16 protein-coding genes and 1 rRNA gene are annotated in these 17,213 nt (G+C 73.4%); 10 read left to right on the top strand and 7 right to left on the bottom strand.

The window, feature by feature from the left end:
- The first annotated feature begins 73 nt into the window (after positions 1–73).
- From ABGB11_RS10430 to ABGB11_RS10450, 5 genes are all read left to right on the top strand, one after another.
- Positions 74–685, top strand: coding sequence for a hypothetical protein (locus tag ABGB11_RS10430; protein WP_347631284.1), 612 nt, complete (start codon positions 74–76; stop codon positions 683–685).
- A 45-nt stretch (positions 686–730) separates the two neighbouring features.
- Complete coding sequence (locus ABGB11_RS10435; protein ID WP_347631286.1) at positions 731–2,209, top strand: LCP family protein; 1,479 nt, start codon at positions 731–733, stop codon at positions 2,207–2,209.
- A 90-nt stretch (positions 2,210–2,299) separates the two neighbouring features.
- The gene (locus tag ABGB11_RS10440; protein WP_347631288.1) at positions 2,300–2,734 is read left to right on the top strand and encodes a hypothetical protein; all 435 of its coding nucleotides are present in this window, start codon (positions 2,300–2,302) and stop codon (positions 2,732–2,734) included.
- A 75-nt stretch (positions 2,735–2,809) separates the two neighbouring features.
- Complete coding sequence (locus ABGB11_RS10445; protein WP_347631290.1) at positions 2,810–3,868, top strand: enolase C-terminal domain-like protein; 1,059 nt, start codon at positions 2,810–2,812, stop codon at positions 3,866–3,868.
- A complete protein-coding gene (locus tag ABGB11_RS10450) occupies positions 3,865–4,431 on the top strand; it encodes an AAA family ATPase (protein ID WP_347631291.1) in 567 nt (188 codons plus the stop codon). Before ABGB11_RS10445 ends, ABGB11_RS10450 begins: the two co-directional genes overlap by 4 nt.
- A 6-nt stretch (positions 4,432–4,437) precedes the next feature.
- On the opposite strand, the gene ABGB11_RS10455 is transcribed toward ABGB11_RS10450, so the two are convergent.
- The 5 genes from ABGB11_RS10455 to ABGB11_RS10475 all read right to left on the bottom strand — a co-directional run bounded on the left by ABGB11_RS10455 (position 4,438) and on the right by ABGB11_RS10475 (position 12,427).
- Positions 4,438–5,796: an RDD family protein gene (locus ABGB11_RS10455; protein ID WP_347631292.1), complete on the bottom strand. Its 1,359-nt coding sequence runs from the start codon at positions 5,794–5,796 to the stop codon at positions 4,438–4,440.
- An 88-nt stretch (positions 5,797–5,884) separates the two neighbouring features.
- Entirely contained in the window at positions 5,885–7,039 is a 1,155-nt protein-coding gene (locus tag ABGB11_RS10460) for an acyl-CoA dehydrogenase (RefSeq protein WP_347631294.1), read from the bottom strand.
- Entirely contained in the window at positions 7,036–8,997 is a 1,962-nt protein-coding gene (locus tag ABGB11_RS10465; RefSeq protein WP_347631296.1) for a biotin carboxylase N-terminal domain-containing protein, read from the bottom strand. Before ABGB11_RS10465 ends, ABGB11_RS10460 begins: the two co-directional genes overlap by 4 nt.
- Positions 8,998–9,005: 8 nt before the next feature.
- Positions 9,006–10,538, bottom strand: coding sequence for a carboxyl transferase domain-containing protein (locus ABGB11_RS10470; RefSeq protein WP_347631330.1), 1,533 nt, complete (start codon positions 10,536–10,538; stop codon positions 9,006–9,008).
- 56 nt (positions 10,539–10,594) lie between these two features.
- On the bottom strand, positions 10,595–12,427 hold the full coding sequence (locus ABGB11_RS10475) for an acyclic terpene utilization AtuA family protein (RefSeq protein ID WP_347631298.1): 1,833 nt from the start codon (positions 12,425–12,427) through the stop codon (positions 10,595–10,597).
- Positions 12,428–12,527: 100 nt separating this feature from the next.
- Here ABGB11_RS10475 and ABGB11_RS10480 point away from each other — a divergent pair, with 100 nt between their 5' ends.
- Positions 12,528–13,136, top strand: coding sequence for a TetR/AcrR family transcriptional regulator (locus ABGB11_RS10480; RefSeq protein ID WP_347631300.1), 609 nt, complete (start codon positions 12,528–12,530; stop codon positions 13,134–13,136).
- A 15-nt stretch (positions 13,137–13,151) separates the two neighbouring features.
- On the opposite strand, the gene ABGB11_RS10485 is transcribed toward ABGB11_RS10480, so the two are convergent.
- Positions 13,152–13,574, bottom strand: coding sequence for a methyltransferase domain-containing protein (locus ABGB11_RS10485; RefSeq protein ID WP_347631302.1), 423 nt, complete (start codon positions 13,572–13,574; stop codon positions 13,152–13,154).
- Positions 13,575–13,635: 61 nt separating this feature from the next.
- Here ABGB11_RS10485 and ABGB11_RS10490 point away from each other — a divergent pair, with 61 nt between their 5' ends.
- The 4 genes from ABGB11_RS10490 to ABGB11_RS10505 all read left to right on the top strand — a co-directional run bounded on the left by ABGB11_RS10490 (position 13,636) and on the right by ABGB11_RS10505 (position 17,042).
- Positions 13,636–13,929 (top strand): YciI family protein, encoded by a 294-nt coding sequence (locus ABGB11_RS10490; RefSeq protein WP_347631304.1) that lies wholly within the window; start codon positions 13,636–13,638, stop codon positions 13,927–13,929.
- A 223-nt stretch (positions 13,930–14,152) separates the two neighbouring features.
- The gene (locus tag ABGB11_RS10495) at positions 14,153–15,646 is read left to right on the top strand and encodes an NAD(P)/FAD-dependent oxidoreductase (RefSeq protein ID WP_347631306.1); all 1,494 of its coding nucleotides are present in this window, start codon (positions 14,153–14,155) and stop codon (positions 15,644–15,646) included.
- Positions 15,643–16,422, top strand: a complete 780-nt coding sequence (locus tag ABGB11_RS10500; protein ID WP_347631308.1) for a fatty acid desaturase — start codon at positions 15,643–15,645, stop codon at positions 16,420–16,422. The genes ABGB11_RS10495 and ABGB11_RS10500 overlap by 4 nt, the downstream gene beginning before the upstream one ends.
- Positions 16,423–16,427: 5 nt before the next feature.
- Complete coding sequence (locus ABGB11_RS10505) at positions 16,428–17,042, top strand: TetR/AcrR family transcriptional regulator (RefSeq protein WP_347631310.1); 615 nt, start codon at positions 16,428–16,430, stop codon at positions 17,040–17,042.
- 42 nt (positions 17,043–17,084) lie between these two features.
- Here ABGB11_RS10505 and rrf read toward each other — a convergent pair.
- Positions 17,085–17,201: ribosomal RNA gene (rrf, locus tag ABGB11_RS10510) — 5S ribosomal RNA — on the bottom strand.
- Positions 17,202–17,213 lie beyond the last annotated feature (12 nt).

The raw sequence follows: 17,213 nt of genomic DNA on the forward strand, positions 1-17,213 counted from the left end.
CGCTATCCCCTCGCTGACCTGCACGCTCTTACTCCGAACGGAGACGGGTCTTCGTCGGCGAAGGGGGCGGAGCATGATCGACGGCGCGCCGGCAGGTACCGCGGTGCGAGCACGGCCGGAGCGCGTGCCGTGCGCGCCGCCTCCGGGCCCCGTGCGGGACGCCCGGACCGGGGAGGCCGCACTGCGCGGCCTGGCCGAGGCGCTGCTGATCGCCGGGGTGTCGCCGGCGCTGCCGGGGATCGCGCTCCTGCTCACCGGGCGCGCCCGGTGCGGCACGGCGCTGCTCGCCGGGCAGGCGCTCGTGCTCACGGCCGCCGCCCTCGCCGCCGGGCACGGCCCGCGGCTCGGGCCGGCCGGCCTGGCCGCCGCCGCGGCCGGCTGCCTGCTGCTCGCCGTGCTGTGGGCGGCGCTGATCGTCCATTCCTACGCCGCGCTGGCGCCGGACGGGCTGCCGCCGCTGCTGCGCCTCGCCGGCGGCACCACCGTCGCCGTCCTGTGCCTGCTGGTGATCGTTCCGCCGCTCGGCGCCGCCCGCGCACTCGCGCCCGGCGCCGTCCGGAAGATCATCCCGGCTTCCCTGACGGGGACGGATTCAATATCCTGGATCACGGCTGTACCACAGGCAACACCCGCTCGCATGCGGTCGACTCCCACGCAACCTTTGCCCGGTTCCGCGCGTCCATAATGTGAGCCAGGGCTTAAATCACCGTGGGTGGGAATCGGAGCGTACATGGGTCGGTCCGCGAGGCGGCATGCCCGGGAAAGGGACGAGGACGGCACCTCCGGCGGAGCCGGGGGTCTCCCTCGCGCGCTGGCGCTGACGCTGGCGTCCGCCCTGGTGTGGGGCATCGCCCATTTCGCCGCCGGCCGCCGTATTGCCGGCGGGCTGCTGCTCGCCCTGTACCTGTCCGTCGTCGTCGCCCTGGGGGGCGCGGCCACCATCTACCGCTCCGACCTGGTGCACCTGGCCGTCCAGCCGGCGGCGCTCCAGCGGATGTCCGGCGGGCTCGTCGCGCTCGGGGCGGTGTGGATCCTCGTGGTGATCCACTCCTACCTGGTGCTGCGCCCGGCCCGCCTCGCGGTCGGTGCCCGGGCGCTGGGCGCGGCCTCCGTCGCGGTGATGTGCTTCGCCGTGGCCGTGCCGGTCGCGTGGTCGGCGCACAGCACCTACGTCTACCGGAACGCGCTGACCAGCATCTTCCGCAGCGGCAGCGAGAACGGCAAGAAGGTCGACGCGGAGGATCCCTTCAACGGCGAACCCCGCGTCAACGTCCTGCTCCTCGGCGGCGACGCGGCCTCCAACCGCACCGGCGTGCGCACCGACAGCATGACGGTGGCCAGCGTCGACACCAAGACCGGCGACACCGTGCTGCTGAGCCTGCCGCGCAACCTGGAGAGCTTCCCGATGCCGCCCGGCCCGGCCCGCGACCGCTTCCCCTACGGCTTCACCGGCGACGGCCCGCAGAACCCGGGCCTGCTCAACGAGGTGTACGAGTACGCCGAGAACCACCCCGACGTGGTGCCCGGCGTCGCCAAGAACCACCGCGGCCCCGAGCTGCTGAAGGCCACCATCGCGGGAATCCTCGGCGTGCGCGTCGACTACTACATCCTCGTCGACATGTTCGGCTTCGCCGACATCATCGACGCCATGGGCGGCGTCAAGGTCAAGATCACCGAGCCGATCCCGTACGGGCTCCAGGGCGCGGTCCTGCAGCCGGGCGACCGGAGGCTGTCGGGCAAGGAGGCCCTCTGGTACGGGCGGTCCCGCACCAACAGCAGCGACTACGTCCGGATGGGCCGGCAGAAGTGCCTGATGCGCGCGATCGCCGAGCAGGCCGACCCGCAGACCGTCCTGCGGAGCTTCGACAAGCTCGCCGCCGCGGCCAAGCGGACCCTGTCGACCGACATCCCGCAGGAGCTGCTGCCCGCGCTGGTGAAGCTGTCGAACAAGGTCAAGAACGGCGCGCAGATCCGCAGCCTGCAGTTCGTCCCACCGCTGATCTACACCGGCAACCCCGACTTCGACAAGATCCGCAAGCTGACGTCCGAGGCCGTGAACAGCGACCCCCGGCAGGTCAGCGCCAAGCCCAGCGGAACGCCGAGCGGAACGCCGGGCACCACGCCGACGCGGTCGCCGGACTCCCCGGACGGCTCCGAGTCCCCCGGGCCCGACAGCAAGCCGGTCTCCCTGAAGGCCAGCTGCCCCTGACCTCCGGCCCCTGACAGTCGACCCCAGCCGGTCCAGGACGCCCGCGCCCGCGGGCTTTCCCGGGTCCGGGAGGCAGGGGACACTGGGCGCGTGAAACGAGCGCATCGGGTGCGGCAGATCGTCAACGCGGTCAACCTGTCCACGGGACTCGGGCTCCTGCTGGCCGCGACCGCGGCGCGCGGCGGGGGCCTCCGCCGGGGCCCGGACGGCCTGATCGTGGCGGGCGGCTACCGGCTGCCGGTGCCGGTCGCGTCCGCGTTCACGGTCGGCAACGTCGTCCTGCTGCGCGGCGAGGCGTCGCGCCTGTCCGACACGTCGCGGCTGCTCCGCCATGAGGGGCGCCATTCGACGCAGTACGCCTGGTGCCTCGGCGTCGCCATGATCCCGCTCTACGGGGCGTGCGCGGGCGTGTCGATGCTGCTGTGCGGGGACTGGGCGTCCTACAACCCGTTCGAGCGCCTCGCCGGATTAGCGGACGGCGGGTACGAGCGGCGGCCGCTCCGCCCTTTCCTGCGGCGGTCCTGACCCGCGCGGATGTCCGTCCCGGTCCGCCGAGGGGGGATCATTGAGGGAGACGACTACCTCGAAGGGCTGGTACGGGTGCCTCGGATCCAGGGCTGCGACGCCTTCCACGTGGCGATGCCGCGCGGACGGCGGCCGGAGAGCGTCCTCGTCCGCCTCCACGGCGGCGAGGCGGTCGGCTGGGGCGAGATGGCCGTCCCGGGCGGCGCGGCCGGCGCGGGCTCGGCCTGGGCCGACATCGAGGAGCGCATGGGCCCGGCGCTGATCGGGCTCGACTGGGACCGTCCCGAGGACGTGTCCGCCGCCGCCGACCTCGGCGCCAGCGAGGCCGCCGCGGCCGTCGACACGGCCTGCTGGGACCTGTGGTGCCGGACGCGAGGCCTGCCGCTCGCGCACGCGCTCGGCGGCACCCGCACGTCGATCGTGACGGGGGCGCACATCTCCCCCGAGCCCGCGCTGGACACGGTCACCCTGCGCGTCAACAAGGCCGTCGGGGCGGGCCACACCCGGGTCACGCTGGACGTCCGCCCCGGCTGGGACATCGAGCCGGTCCGGGCGATCAGGCAGGCGTATCCGGCGCTGGCGCTGGTCGCCGACGCGGGCCACGCCTACACCGAGTCGTCCGAGCACATGGCGGTGCTGGAGGCCCTGGACGCCTACGGCCTGGCGGCGATCGAGCGCCCGTTCCCGTCCGGGGACCTCGCCGCGCACGCCCGGCTCCAGCTCCGGATCGGCACCGCCGTCGCCCCCGCCGTCGGCGACCTGGAGACCCTGGACGCGGCACTGTCGCTGCAGGCCGGCCGGGCGCTGCACCTGCGGCTGGACCGGCTCGGCGGGCTGACCGCGGCCCGCAGCGCCCACGACCTGGCGTACGCGGCCGGGTGGGACGTGTGGTGCAGCGGGTCCGGCTCGTTCGGCATCGGGCAGGCCGCGGCGGTCGCCCTCGCCGCGCTTCCGGGCTGCACGCTGCCGAGCGACGTGTCCGACCCGGCGGGCGGGCCGGTGTTCGTCACCCCGCCCGTCCGCTCGTCCGGCGGCGTCGTCGGCGTCCCGCTCACCCAGCCGGGCCTCGGCCACGAGATCGACGAACCGCGCATCGAGCGGCTGGCGACGCGCCGCATGCGCCTGTCGACGTGACGCCCGCCCCCGTCTGGGTGGTGGCGGGCCCGCCCGGCTCCGGCAAGACGACCGTGGCGGACCTGATGCTCGAACGGCTGCGCCCCGTCCCCGCGCTCCTGGACAAGGACACGATGTACGGGCCGTTCGTCGCGGCGACCCTCGCGGCGTTCGCCCGGGACCCGGGCGAACGGGAGGGCCCGTGGTACGACGAGCACGTCAAGCCGCACGAGTACGCGGGGATGACCGCCACCGCGCGGGAGATCCGTTCCCACGGGTGCCCGGTGCTGCTGAGCGGCCCGTTCACCGGGCACATCCGGGACGCGTCGCGCTGGTCGGAGTGGACCGCGTCCCTGGGCGGCCCGCCGGTACAGCTGGTGTGGATCAGGACGGACGCCGCCACCCTGCGCCGCCGCCTGGAGGACCGGGGCTCCCCGCGCGACACCGGCAAGCTCGCGGGCTTCGACGCCTTCGCCGCCCGGATGCGGCCGGAGACGCCGCCTCCGGTGCCTCACGTGGCCGTGGACAACCGCCTGACCGCGCCGGCCCCGCTCGGGGCGCAGCTCGACGCCCTCCTCGTCTGAGGCCGCTCAGGCGCTTTCCTCCGGCGGCTCGTTGCGCTGCTGCGGGATGTACGGCTGGGGCCGACCGTACGGGCCGGGCGGCGGCTGCTGCCCCGGCTGCACGTACTGGTCGGGCTGGGCGTACGGGTCGGGCTGCGCGTACGGGTCCGGCGGGGCGTACTGCCCGGGCTGAGCGTACTGATCCGGTTGCGCATACTGCGCGGGCCGGCCGTACTGGCCCGGCCGGCCGTGCTGGTCCGGCCGCGTGGACGGCTCGGGCTGCGCATACTGGCCGGGCGGGGCGTACTGGCCGGGTTGCCCGTACTGGCCGGGTTGGGCGAACTGGTCCGGCCGCGTGTACGGGTCGTAGTGCGGTTCGGGTGGAAGGATCGCGGGCGTTTCGGGGGCCTGCGGGAGCTCCTGCTTGCGGGCGGCGCGCCGGTCGCTGTAGGCGTTCTTGAGGCGGCCTCCGAGACGCTTGCCCATGTCACCGGCCTGCTGGGCCCGTTCGCCGTGCATCGCGTCCTGCATCCTCGTGACGGACCGGCGGCCGAGCTCCCGCGCCTGCTGGCCCCGCTCGGACTGCAGGGCCCGCTGCATCGACTCGGCCTGGGCGAGCCGGGCGGCGTTGTCGCGGACGGCCCGGCCCGCGACCTGGCCCGCCGCCTGCGTCCCGTCCCAGGCGATGCCGGCTCCCTGCCGGGCGGCCTCGGCGGCGCGCCGGTAGCCGCCCGCGCGGACCAGGACGGTGCCCGCGAGCAGGTCGGCGAGGGTGCGCCGCCGGGCGCCGACGAGGGCGGGTGCGCTGTTGGCCAGGAACACCGCCACGGCGGCCGCCCACGTCACGAGGGCGAAGAAGAACATGCCGTGCAGGAGGAGGATCCACGCGGCGCAGTACAGGCCGGTCCCTCCCGCGGTGGTCACCAGGGAACGGCGCAGAGCGCGGGACTTGGCGGTCTTCGCGTTCTCCACGCGCAGGTCGAGCACGGCCTTGCCGACGGTCCGCCCGGCAAGCGCCTGGCCCGTGAGCTGGTGCAGGAACTCGATCAGGATGAGCAGCAGCAGCGCCTGCTCGATGGCGCCGGCGATCTCGTGCCAGATGTCCAGCCCGAAGTCCTTGGCCGCGTTCTGGACGTCGCCGCCCGACAGCAGGAGCCCGCCGGTCGCGGACAGCGCGTCCCACCACAGCCCCTCCCCCAGGACGCCGTTCAGCCGTCCCCACGTCATCGTGCCCAGGAGGACGGCGGCGCCGATGAGGAGCGCCGTGTCGATGCCCCAGGCGGCGAGGCGGCGGCCGCGCGGCGCGGCCGGTGGCGGTTCCGGCTGGTCGGGCGGAGGGACGGGCGGGGGGCCGCTGGGCAGCGGAACAGGCGGCGGACCGTACACGGGAGTCCCTCGGGTCGCGTTGTCAAGTTGGTCGAAAAGTCCCGAACGGTCAGGAGTGTAGGGCGCCCGCTGCCGCCCCGCCACCGTGTCAGTAGGACTTCGGCAACCCGAGCGAGTGCTGCGCGACGTAGTTGAGGATCATCTCGCGGCTGACCGGCGCGATCCGCATGAGCCGCACGACCCCGGCGAGCATCCCGACGCCGTACTCGGTGGTGAGCCCGTTGCCGCCGTGGGTCTGGATGGCCTGGTCGACGCAGTGGATCGCGGCCTCGGCGGTGGCGTACTTGGCCATGTTCGCGGCCTCGCCGGCGCCCATGTCGTCGCCCTCGTCGTAGAGCCAGGCGGCCTTCTGCGCCATGAGCCGGGCCAGCTCCAGCTCGATCTTGGCGGCGGCGAGCGGGTGCGCGAGGCCCTGGTGCGCGCCGATCGGCGTCCTGAACACCTGCCGTTCCCGCGCGTAGGCGGTCGCCTTGCCGAACGCGAGCCGGCCGATCCCGGCGCCCATGGCGGCGGCCATGATCCGCTCGGGGTTGAGGCCGGCGAACAGCTGGAGCAGGCCGCCGTCCTCGTCGCCGACGAGCGCGTCGTAGGGCACGCGGACGTCGTCGAGGTGGCAGACGAACTGCTTCTCCGGCGACACGATCTCCATGTCGATCGGGGTGAAGGTGAAGCCGGGCACGCCCGTCGGGACGATGAAGAGCGAGGGCCGCAGGTTCCCCTTCTGGTCCTGCGTGCGGGAGACGAACAGGACGGCGTCCGCCTCGTCGACGCCGGAGATGAACGTCTTCTGCCCGTTCAGCACCCAGCCGTCGCCGTCGCGGCGCGCCGTGGTGGTGATGCGGTGCGCGTTGGAGCCGGCGTCGGGCTCGGTGATCGCGAACGCCATCTTCACCGAGCCGTCGGCGAAGCGCGGCAGCCAGTGCTTCTTCTGGCCGTCCGTGCCGGACCGGGCGATGATCGTGGCGCAGATCGCCGGGGACACGACCATGAGCAGCAGCGGGCAGCCCGCGGCGGCCAGCTCCTCGCACACGGCCGCGAGGTCGCCGATGCCGCCGCCTCCGCCGCCGTACTCCTCCGGGACGTTCACGCCGAGATAGCCGAGCCCCGCGGCCTCGGTCCACAGCTCGTCGGTCTTCTGCCCGGCCCTGGCCTTCTCCACGTAGTAGGAGGAACCGTACTTGGCACCGAGTTCCGCGACGGCCGCGCGCAGCGCCTGCCGCTCCTCGGTCTCGACGAAGCTCATCCGGGGGTCCTTTCGATGACGGCGAGGACGGCGCCGGACTCGACCTGCCGTCCGGCGGCGACGTTCAGTTCGGTGACCGTCCCGGCGGACGGCGCGGCGACGCGGTGCTCCATCTTCATCGCCTCCAGGACGACGAGGACCTGCCCCGCGGCGACCTCCGCCCCCGCCTCCGTCTCGACGCGCACGACGGTGCCGGGCATGGGGGCGAGGAGGGAGCCGGGCGCGATCTGGTCGCTCGGGTCGGCGAACCGCGGGACGACGTCCAGCGTCACCGGGCCGAGGCGGGAGTCGACGTGCACCCGGTCCGCGACCGCGGTCACGGTGAAGGTCTCGCGGAGGCCGTCACGGTCGAGGACGACCTTCTCCGGTGCGGCGCTCACCAGCGAGACGCCGGGGAACTGCCCGGAGGTCAGGCGGCCCCGGTTCAGGTCGTAGTCCACGTCGACGCGGCCGTGCGGTCCGTGGAATGTCCTGCGCTGCGGCTGGGACCGGACGTTGCGCCAGCCGGAGGGGAGGCCGCCGAGCACCGTCGCGGCGGACCGGCTCGCGGCGGCCTGGGCGAGCGCGGCGGCCAGCGCGGAGATCCGCACGGCCGCCTCGTCCGCCAGCGGCGCGGCCAGGGTGCCGAGGCCGACGCGGTCGAGGTAGCCGGTGTCGGTGTCGCCGTCCAGGAAGGCAGGCTCCTCCAGTATCCGGACGAGCAGGTCGCGGTTCGTGGTCAGGCCGTGGATGCGGGCGCCGCGCAGGCCGCCGGCCAGCCTGCGGGCGGCGGCGGCCCGGGTCGGCGCCCAGGCGATCAGCTTGGCGAGCATCGGGTCGTAGTGGACGCCGACCTCCGCGCCGCTCTCGACGCCGCTGTCGAGCCGCAGGCCGTGCGCCGCGGGAACGGTGAACGCGGTGTCGGCACCGGGCACCTCGAAAGTGTGCAGGGTGCCGCTGGCAGGCCGCCAGTCCTGCGCGGGATCCTCGGCGTACAGGCGGACCTCGATGGCGTGGCCGCGGGGTTCCGGCACGTCCCGCGGCAGCCGCGCGCCTTCGGCGACCTCGATCTGCAGCCGGACGAGGTCCACCCCGTACACGCACTCGGTGACCGGATGCTCGACCTGCAGCCGGGTGTTGACCTCCAGGAAGAAGAAGCGGCCGTCGGGGGCGAGCATGAACTCGACCGTGCCGGCGCCCTCGTACCCGATCGCGCGGGCCGCGTTCGCCGCCGCCTCGCACAGCCGGGCGCGCAGGTCCGGCCCGACGGCCGGGGACGGCGCCTCCTCGACGATCTTCTGGTGGCGGCGCTGGATCGAGCATTCGCGCTCGCCGAGCGTCCAGACCGTGCCGTGCGCGTCGGCGAGGATCTGCACCTCGATGTGCCGGGCGTCCTCCAGCAGCGGCTCGCAGAACACGGTCGGGTCGCCGAACGCCGACTCCGCCTCGCGCCGGGCCGCCGCGACGGCGTCCTGCAGCCCGCCCGGTTCGCGGACGATCCGCATGCCGCGCCCGCCGCCGCCCGCGGACGCCTTGACCAGCAGCGGGAAGCCGTCGCCGGGCACGGCGGCGGGGTCGAGTTCGGGCAGGACCGGGACGTCCGCCGCGGCCATCAGCTTCTTCGCCTCGATCTTGGAGCCCATCGCGGCGATCGCGGCGGGCGGCGGGCCGACCCAGGTCAGCCCGGCGTCGATGACGGCCCGCGCGAAGTCCGCGTTCTCCGACAGGAACCCGTAGCCGGGGTGGACCGCGTCGGCCCCGGCCCGCTCGGCCACGGCGAGGATCCGCGCGGCCGACAGGTACGTCTCCGCGGGCGACGCCCCGGGCAGCCGCCCCGCCGCGTCCGCCTCCCGGACGTGCGGCGCGTCCGCGTCCGGGTCGGAGTGGACGGCGACCGTCGCGATGCCGAGGTCGCGGCAGGCGCGCAGGACGCGGCGGGCGATCTCGCCGCGGTTGGCGACCAGCAGACTCTTGATCATTTGTACGCTCACATCCGGAAGACGCCGAAGCCGTCGGCGCCGCGCACGGGCGCGTTGCAGACGGCGGACAGGCACAGCCCGAGGACGGTGCGGGTGTCGCGCGGGTCGATCACGCCGTCGTCGTAGAGGCGCCCCGACAGGAAGAACGGCAGCGACTCGGCCTCGATCTGCGCCTCGACCATCTCCCGCATCGCGCGGTCCTGGTCCTCGTCGTACGCCTGCCCGCGCGCCTCGGCCGCCTGCCGGGCGACGATCGACAGCACGCCCGCGAGCTGCTGCGGCCCCATCACCGCCGACTTGGCGCTCGGCCAGGTGAACAGGAACCTCGGGTCGTACGCGCGGCCGCACATGCCGTAGTTGCCCGCCCCGTAGGAGGCGCCCATCACGATCGAGATGTGCGGGACCTTGCTGTTGGCCACCGCGTTGATCATCAGTGCGCCGTGCTTGATGATCCCGGCCTGCTCGTACTCCTTGCCGACCATGTAACCGGTCGTGTTGTGCAGGAACAGCAGCGGGGTGTCGCTCTGGTTGGCGAGCTGGATGAACTGCGCCGCCTTCTGCGCCTCGTCCCCGAACAGGACGCCCTGCGCGTTGGCGAGGATCCCGATCGGGTGGCCGTGGACGCGCGTCCAGCCGGTGACCAGGCTCGTCCCGTACAGCGGCTTGAACTCGTCGAACCGGGACCCGTCGGCGATCCGGGCGATGACCTCGCGCGGGTCGAAGGGGATCTTCAGGTCCTCGGGGACGATCCCGGCCAGCTCCTCCGCGTCGTACAGGGGTTCCTCCACCGGGCCCGGGGCGGGGCCGAGCTTGCGGTGGCCGAGGTTCTTGACGATCTGGCGACCGAGGCGCAGCGCGTCCGTCTCGTCGGCGGCCATGTAGTCGGCGAGCCCGGACGTGCGGGCGTGCATCTCCGCGCCGCCCAGTTCCTCGTCGGCGGCCTCCTCCCCCGTCGCCATCTTCACCAGCGGCGGCCCGCCGAGGAACACCTTCGCGCGCTCCTTGACCATGACGACGTAGTCGCACATGCCCGGGATGTACGCGCCGCCGGCGGTGGAGTTCCCGAACACCAGCGCGATCGTCGGGATGCCGGCCGCCGAGAGCCGGGTCAGGTCCCGGAACATCCGCCCGCCCGGGATGAAGATCTCCTTCTGCGTCGGCAGGTCCGCGCCGCCCGACTCGACCAGGTTGATGAGGGGGAGCCGGTTCTCCAGGGCGATGTCGGACGCGCGGAAGCTCTTCTTCACGGTCCACGGGTTGCTGGCCCCGCCCCGGACGGTCGGGTCGTTCGCCACGATCACGCACTCGACGCCCTCGACGACGCCGATGCCGGTGACGATGCTCGCCCCGACGGGGAAGTCGCTCCCCCATGCAGCGAGCGGGCTCAGCTCCAGAAACGGCGAGTCGGGGTCGAGCAGCAGCTCGATGCGTTCCCTGGCCAGCAGCTTCCCGCGCTTGCGGTGGCGGGCGACGTACTTATCGCCGCCGCCCTCCAGCGCCCTGGCGTGCTCGGCGTCCAGCGCGGCCAGCTTCTCCAGCATGGCCTCGCGCCGCTCCCGGTACTCCGGGCCGTGGGTGTCGAGGGTGCTCTTGAGCGTCACAGGATGGTCTCCGGGATGTCGACGAGGCGGGACCGCAGCCACTCCCCGAGTGCCTTGCCCTGCGGGTCGAACCGGGTCGAGGCCGACACCCCCTCCTGCAGCAGCCCTTCGACGACGAAGTTCACCGCTCGCAGGTTGGGCAGCACATGCCGCCGGACGACGTGGTCACGGGTCTCCGGGAGCAGCTCATGGATCTTGTCGATGGTGAGGAAGGGCTCCAGCCAGCGCCACTGGGCGTCCGTCCGGGCCCACACGCCGATGTTGGCGTCCCCGCCCTTGTCCCCGCTCCGCGCCCCGGCGACCCTCCCAAGGGGCTCCCGGAGGGTGTGTGGCGGACGGGGGTTGTCCACAGATTCGTGTTCGTCTCCCGCCCCGGGACCAGGGCGTTCGACACTGGAAGTGGGCTGGACCCCCCGGGCGGGTGGGGACTGGGCGGAGGCATCTTGAACCACGCCTCTCCCACCGTCCTGTGCCGGGGAGGCGTCATCCGCTGGGAGCGGAGCGACGACGGGGGCCGGTGCTATCGGTACACGGGGGCCTTCGTGGGTGACCGCCACGTGGTCGATCAGCTCGTTGGGCACGAACGCCGGTTTGTAGACGCCGCACGGGCTGCCCTTGCCGGGCGGAGAGGTCATCGTGAAGCCCGGGTAGCCGGCGAGGGCGAGCTCCACGGCTGCGCTGCTGAAGGCGCGGCCCGTCTTCTCCGGGTCGGGGTCCAGGACGGCGCAGCGCAGCAGGGCGGTGGCCTTGCCCTGCGTCGCCGGGTCGGGTTCGGCGGTGCCGATGAGGGTCCACTCGACCCGGGCGGGGCGGGCGTCGCCGAAGGCCTCCTCGAGCTGCGCCTTCGCGAACTCGGCCTTCGCCTCGACGTCCAGGCCGGTCAGGACGAACGTCATCTCGTTGCGGTGGCCGCCGAGGTGGTTCAGGCACACCTTCGTGGTCGGCGGCGGCGGGACGCCCTCCACACCGGCGATCCGCACCCGGTCGGGGCCGTCCTGCGCGAGCTCGATCGTGTCGAACCGCGTCGTCACGTCCGGGCCGGCGTAGAACGGCCCGCCGACCTCGTACAGGAGCTGCGCCGTGACGGTCTCGACGCTCACCGCGCCGCCGGTGCCGTCGTGCTTGGTGATCACGCTGGAGCCGTCGGGGTGGACCTCGGCGATCGGAAAGCCCAGCGCCTTTACATTGTAGATCTCTTGGAAGAAGGCGTAGTTGCCGCCCGTCGCCTGGGCGCCGCACTCCAGGACGTGCCCGGCGGCGGTCGCGCCGGCCAGGGCGTCCCAGTCGTCGCGCGCCCAGCCGAAGTGCGCGGCGGCCGGGCCCACCACCAGCGACGCGTCGGTGACGCGGCCGGTCACGACCACGTCGGCCCCGGCCCGCAGGCACTCGGCGATCCCCCACGCGCCGAGGTAGGCGTTCGCCGTCAGCGGCGGACCGTAGCGCTCGTCCGCCGGCCAGAGCTCGCCCGCCCGCGCCAGCAGGTCGTCGCCCTCGACGTGCGCGATCCGGACGTCGAGGCCGAGGCGGGCGGCGAGCCCGCGCAGCCGGTCCGCGAGCCCGCCCGGGTTGAGCCCGCCCGCGTTGGTGACGATCTTCGTGCCGCGCTCCGCCGCGAGCCCGAGGGACTCCTCCATCTGCCGCAGGAACGTCGTCGCGTACCCGGCGTCCGGGTCCTTCATCCTGCCCCGGCCGAGGATCAGCATCGTCAACTCGGCGAGGTAGTCGCCGGTGAGGACGTCCAGCGGCCCGCCCTCCAGCATCTCCCGGACCGCGGAGAAGCGGTCGCCGTAGAAGCCCGAGGCGTTGCCCACCCGCAACGGTTGGCTCATGCCAGCACCCTGCCAGCCCGCTCCGAAAAAATCAATCGCGCATGATTGTTTCTCCCCGTGCTCCTTTGGTTGACTGGAAGGCCACCGACCCGAGGACCGCATGACCGCCCAGGCACTGCCCCGCGAACCCCAACAGGACCGCAGCCGCGCCACCCGCCGGCGCCTCCTGGAAGCCGCCGTCGGATGCCTGGCGTCCGTCGGCTGGGCGGGGACGACCGTCGCGGTGGTCGCCGAGCGCGCGGGCGTCTCCCGGGGCGCCGCCCAGCACCACTTCCGGACGCGCGAGGAGCTGGTGACGGCGGCCGTCGAGTACGGGTCGGACGTGCGAATGGCGCAGATGCGCGAGCGCCTGGACGCGCTCGCCGACCACCGTCCGTCCACGCTGGACGTGGTGACCCTGCTCGGCGAGATGTACACCAGCCCGCTCTTCCGGGCGGCCCTTCAGCTCTGGGTCGCGGCCGGTTCCGACGAGCAGCTCCGCGCGCGGATCGTGCCGCTGGAGGCCAAGGTCGGACGCGAGGCGCACCGGCTCACTGTCGAGGCGCTGGGCGCGGACGAGTCCGTCCCCGGCGTCCGCGAGACGGTGCAGGCGACCCTCGACCTCGTCCGCGGCCTCGGCCTCGCCGACCTGCTCACCGACGACTCGGCGCGCCGTACCCGCCTGCTGAGGCAGTGGGCGATCACCCTCGACCGGGTGCTCGGCCGCTGACCGGGCCCGCTCGGGTCACAGAGGCACCTCCCGCAGGGGATCGCCGCCGTCGGTGAGGAGGCGGCCTCCAGGCGCCAGCACGGCGGCGATGCGCTCCCTGGCCTTGCGCCCCGCCTCGGGGTGGCGGCCGTCGAGCGCCCCGACCCGCACGGCGAGGACGAGGTCGAACGGGCCTTCGCCGGGTTCCGGGGTGAAGTCCTCGATGGCCGCGCACCGGACGCTCATCCGCCCGGACGCGATCTCCTCGGCCGAGGACGCCTCCGCCTGCGCGATCGCCTTGGCGGAGCGGTCGATCGCGAGGATGTGCCCGGCGTCGAGCCGGGCGGCGATGGCGCGGGCGGCGGCCCCGGGTCCGCACCCGATCTCCAGGACGCGCATGTCCGGCGTGAGCGGCAGCGCGTCCACGATCTCCGCAAGTCGTGCTGAGAGCCCCGGCACGCTACCTCACCCCGTCCTCCGGCAGACTCGTCCGGTCGCAGGCGAAGATCGGGGAGGTCGGATGCTGCACCTGCTGCGGCTGGAGTACACGGGTACGGAACAGGCGGCCGAACCGCATGTCGCCGACCACGTGGCGTTCCTCGAACGGCACCATGCCGCCGGCACGTTCGTCCTCTCCGGCCGGACCGTCCCCACGTCGGAGGGCGGGCTCATCATCGCCGTGGGCGTCGACCGCCAGGGCGCGGAGGAGATCACCACCGAGGATCCCTTCGTCAAGGCGGGCGTAGCCCGCTGCCGCATAACCACCGTCACCCCAGAACGCGCTCACCCCGACCTCGCCCGGCTCTGGAGGTAGAGATCGCGGAGCAGCGCGATCCTCCGACTTGAGGCTCCGCACGCCGTCAGCAGCCTAGGCACTCCCTCCGACGCCGCAAGCCCGCGTTATCGGCCGGGACGGCCGCCTCCGGCCATGTCGGACACGTCACGTTGACGCCGCGGCATGATCGGCAGCTTCTGAACGTATGTTCAGAACAAGTGTTCAAAATGTACGCCCATCGAGGGCGGCGCCGCGGTTCCCGGTGTCGTGCGAGGTCGCGGTGCTCGGCGGGGGCCTGGCGGGCATGGCGACGGCGGCCCGGTTGCAGGCGGCCGGAGTCTCCACGCTCGTCGTCGAGGCGCACGGGCACGTGGGCGGCTGCGCCGGCTATTACCGGCGGCGGGGCTTCTCCTTCGACGTCGGCGCGACGACCATGGTCGACTTCGAGCCCGGCGGCGTCGGAGCGGAACTCCTCGACGCGATCGGCATGGACCCGGTCCCCGGGGAGGCCCTGCCCGGTTACGTCGGCTGGCTGCCCGACCGCACGGTGACCCTCCACCGCGACAGCCGGGCCTGGCATCGCGAGCGGCTGCGGGCCCTCGGCGACAGCCCCGCGCACCGCGCCTTCTGGGCGCGGCTCGACCATCTGGCGCAGGTGTTCTGGGACGCGAGCCGCGCCGGAGTACGGCTGCCGATACGGCGCCCCGCCGACCTGACCCACAACCTGCGGGCCCTCGGGCCGCGGGGCCTCCCGCTCGCCCGGCACCTGAACACCACCCTCGGCGACGTCCTCGTCCGGCACAGGCTGCGCGGCGACAAACCGCTCGTGGGGCTGCTGTCGATGCTCGTCGAGGACACGGTGCACAGCACCGTCGACCGCGCCCCGCTGATCAACGCCGCGCTGGGGGTCACCATCCGCGGCGCCGGGCTGACCCGCGCCGACGGCGGGATGCGCGGCTTCTGGCGCCGCTTCCTCGCGCACTACCGCGGGATGGGCGGCCGGCTCCGGGTCGGCTGCCACGTCGACCGGGTCACCGGACGACCCGGGGCGTTCGACGTCCACACGAAACGCGGGATCGTCCACGCCCGGCAGGTCGTGAGCGCCCTGCCGGCGCAGACGACCGCGCGCGTCGTCCCGGACGCCGCCCGGCCGCTGCGCCCCTACCTGGAACGGGACGAGAAGGACATGGGCGGCGCGATCGTGGTGTTCCTCGGCGTGCCGGAGGACGAGGTCGCCGGCCAGGAGTTCACCCATCACCAGCTGCTCCAGGACTACGACCGGCCGCTCGGCGACGGCAACAACATGTTCGTGTCGGTGTCCGCGCCCGGCGACACCGACAGCGCACCGCCGGGCGACCGAGCCGTGATGATCTCCACGCACACCGCGCTGGCGGACTGGGAGGGCCTGCCGGACGCCGACTACGAGGTCCGCAAGCGGGCCGCCGGGGAGCATCTCGTCGGGCTGGCCCGCCGCGTCCATCCGACCCTCGGCGAACGGGCCCGGGTATGGGACGTCGGCACGCCCCGGTCGTACGAGCGTTTCGCGTTCCGGCCCGGCGGCGCGGTCGGCGGCGCGCACCAGACGCCGCGCAACGCCAACCAGAACGCGATCCCCCACTCGCTCGGCGTGCCGGGCCTCTGGCTCGTCGGTGACTCGACCTGGCCGGGGCTCGGCACCGTCGCGTGCGCGCTGGGCAGCAGGATCGTCGCGGACGAGGTGCTCAGGACCGCGCGCCGGACGGGGGTGGCCCGATGATCCCCAGGCTTTCCGAACTCGGCCCCGACCTGCTCGTCACCACGAGAGGGCGACGCGTCCTCACCCTGTCGCTGCCGTACGCGGGTACCGCGCTGTTCGCGGCCGTGTGGGCGGCCGGGTGGTGGTGGCTCACCCCGCTGGTCGCCTTCGGCATCTTCGTGGCGGTGGTGACCGCGACGCACGACGTCGTCCACCGGTCGCTGGGGCTCGGGAGGCGGTCGACCGAGTGGGCCCTGTTCCTCCTCGGCGCCGTGCTGCTGGAGAGCGGCCACGCCTACCGCGCCACCCATCTGCAACACCACCGCACGTTCCCCAGCGACGAGGACCCGGAAGGGTACCCGGCGAACCTGTCCGCGGTCGGCGCCGTCCTGTACGGGCCGGTGTTCCTCGCCCGCCTGTGGGGGTGGGCGTTCCGCCGCGCCAGCGTGAGCCAGCGGGCGTGGCTGCTGGCCGAAGCGGCCCTGCCGTTCGTGGCCGTCGGCGCCGGCCTGTTCTTCTCGCGGGGCCTGCTCGTGTACGCGGTGATGGTGATCGTGGGAAGCTGGGTGTATCCGCTGCTGACCGTCCACCTGCCGCACCGGCACTACGGGGACACACCGCTCACGCAGACCCACACCCTGCGCGGCCGTGTCGTTCCCGCCCTGTTCCTGGAGTTGACGTACCACTTGGAGCACCATCTGTACCCGCAGGTGCCGAGCCACCATCTGGCCCGGCTCGCCCGCCGCCTCGACCCCGTTCTCGCGGAGGCCGGAGTGCAGCCGCGGAAGGTGCTCTGACGGCCATGGCGCCCCGCGCGGAAGCGAGGAGACGTCTGCTCGAGGCGGCCATCAGGACGCTTGCCATCGAGGGCTACGCGGGGACGACCGCCCGTTCGATCGCGAAGACGGGTGGTTTCGCGCCGGGCGTCATCTACTACCACTTCGAGGACCTGGAGGACCTGCTCGTCGCCGCGCTGAGCCATACGAGCCGGGCGCGCAGGGAACGCTACGAGGAGGTCCTCGACTCCTGCTCGGACGCCACCGAGCTGCTCGCCCGTCTCCGCGAGCTGTACGCCGAGGACATGCGGGACCAGGGGCACATCGACGCCGTCCAGGAACTGTTCAGGGCGTCGTCGGCGTCGCCTCGGCTGCGTGACGAGCTGCTCGCCCACGTCGAGTCGTGGTCGGAGTTCGCCGCGGCCACCGTGCGCCGGCTCGTCGCCGGGACGGCCTTCGAGAGCCTCGTCCCGTCCCGTGACCTCGGCATGATCGCCGTGGCGATGTTCCTCGGCGTGCAGACCCTCACTCATCTGGACGGCGACCGGTCCCGCATCGAATCGCTGTTCACCACGGCCGAACCGGCCGCGATCCTCTGGGACACTTTCGCCGGACGCGGCGGCCACGCACCGGAGAAATGAGAAAGGCCCCGCCGAATCCGGCGGGGCCTTCCTGCAATATGAGTCCGGCGGTGTCCTACTCTCCCACACAGTCTCCCATGCAGTACCATCGGCGCTGAGAGGCTTAACTTCCGGGTTCGGAATGGGACCGGGTGTTTCCCCCTCGCCAAAACCACCGAACGCCTCAACGCA

This window comes from Actinomadura sp. B10D3, assembly GCF_039871695.1.
GTDB lineage: Bacteria > Actinomycetota > Actinomycetes > Streptosporangiales > Streptosporangiaceae > Spirillospora > Spirillospora madurae.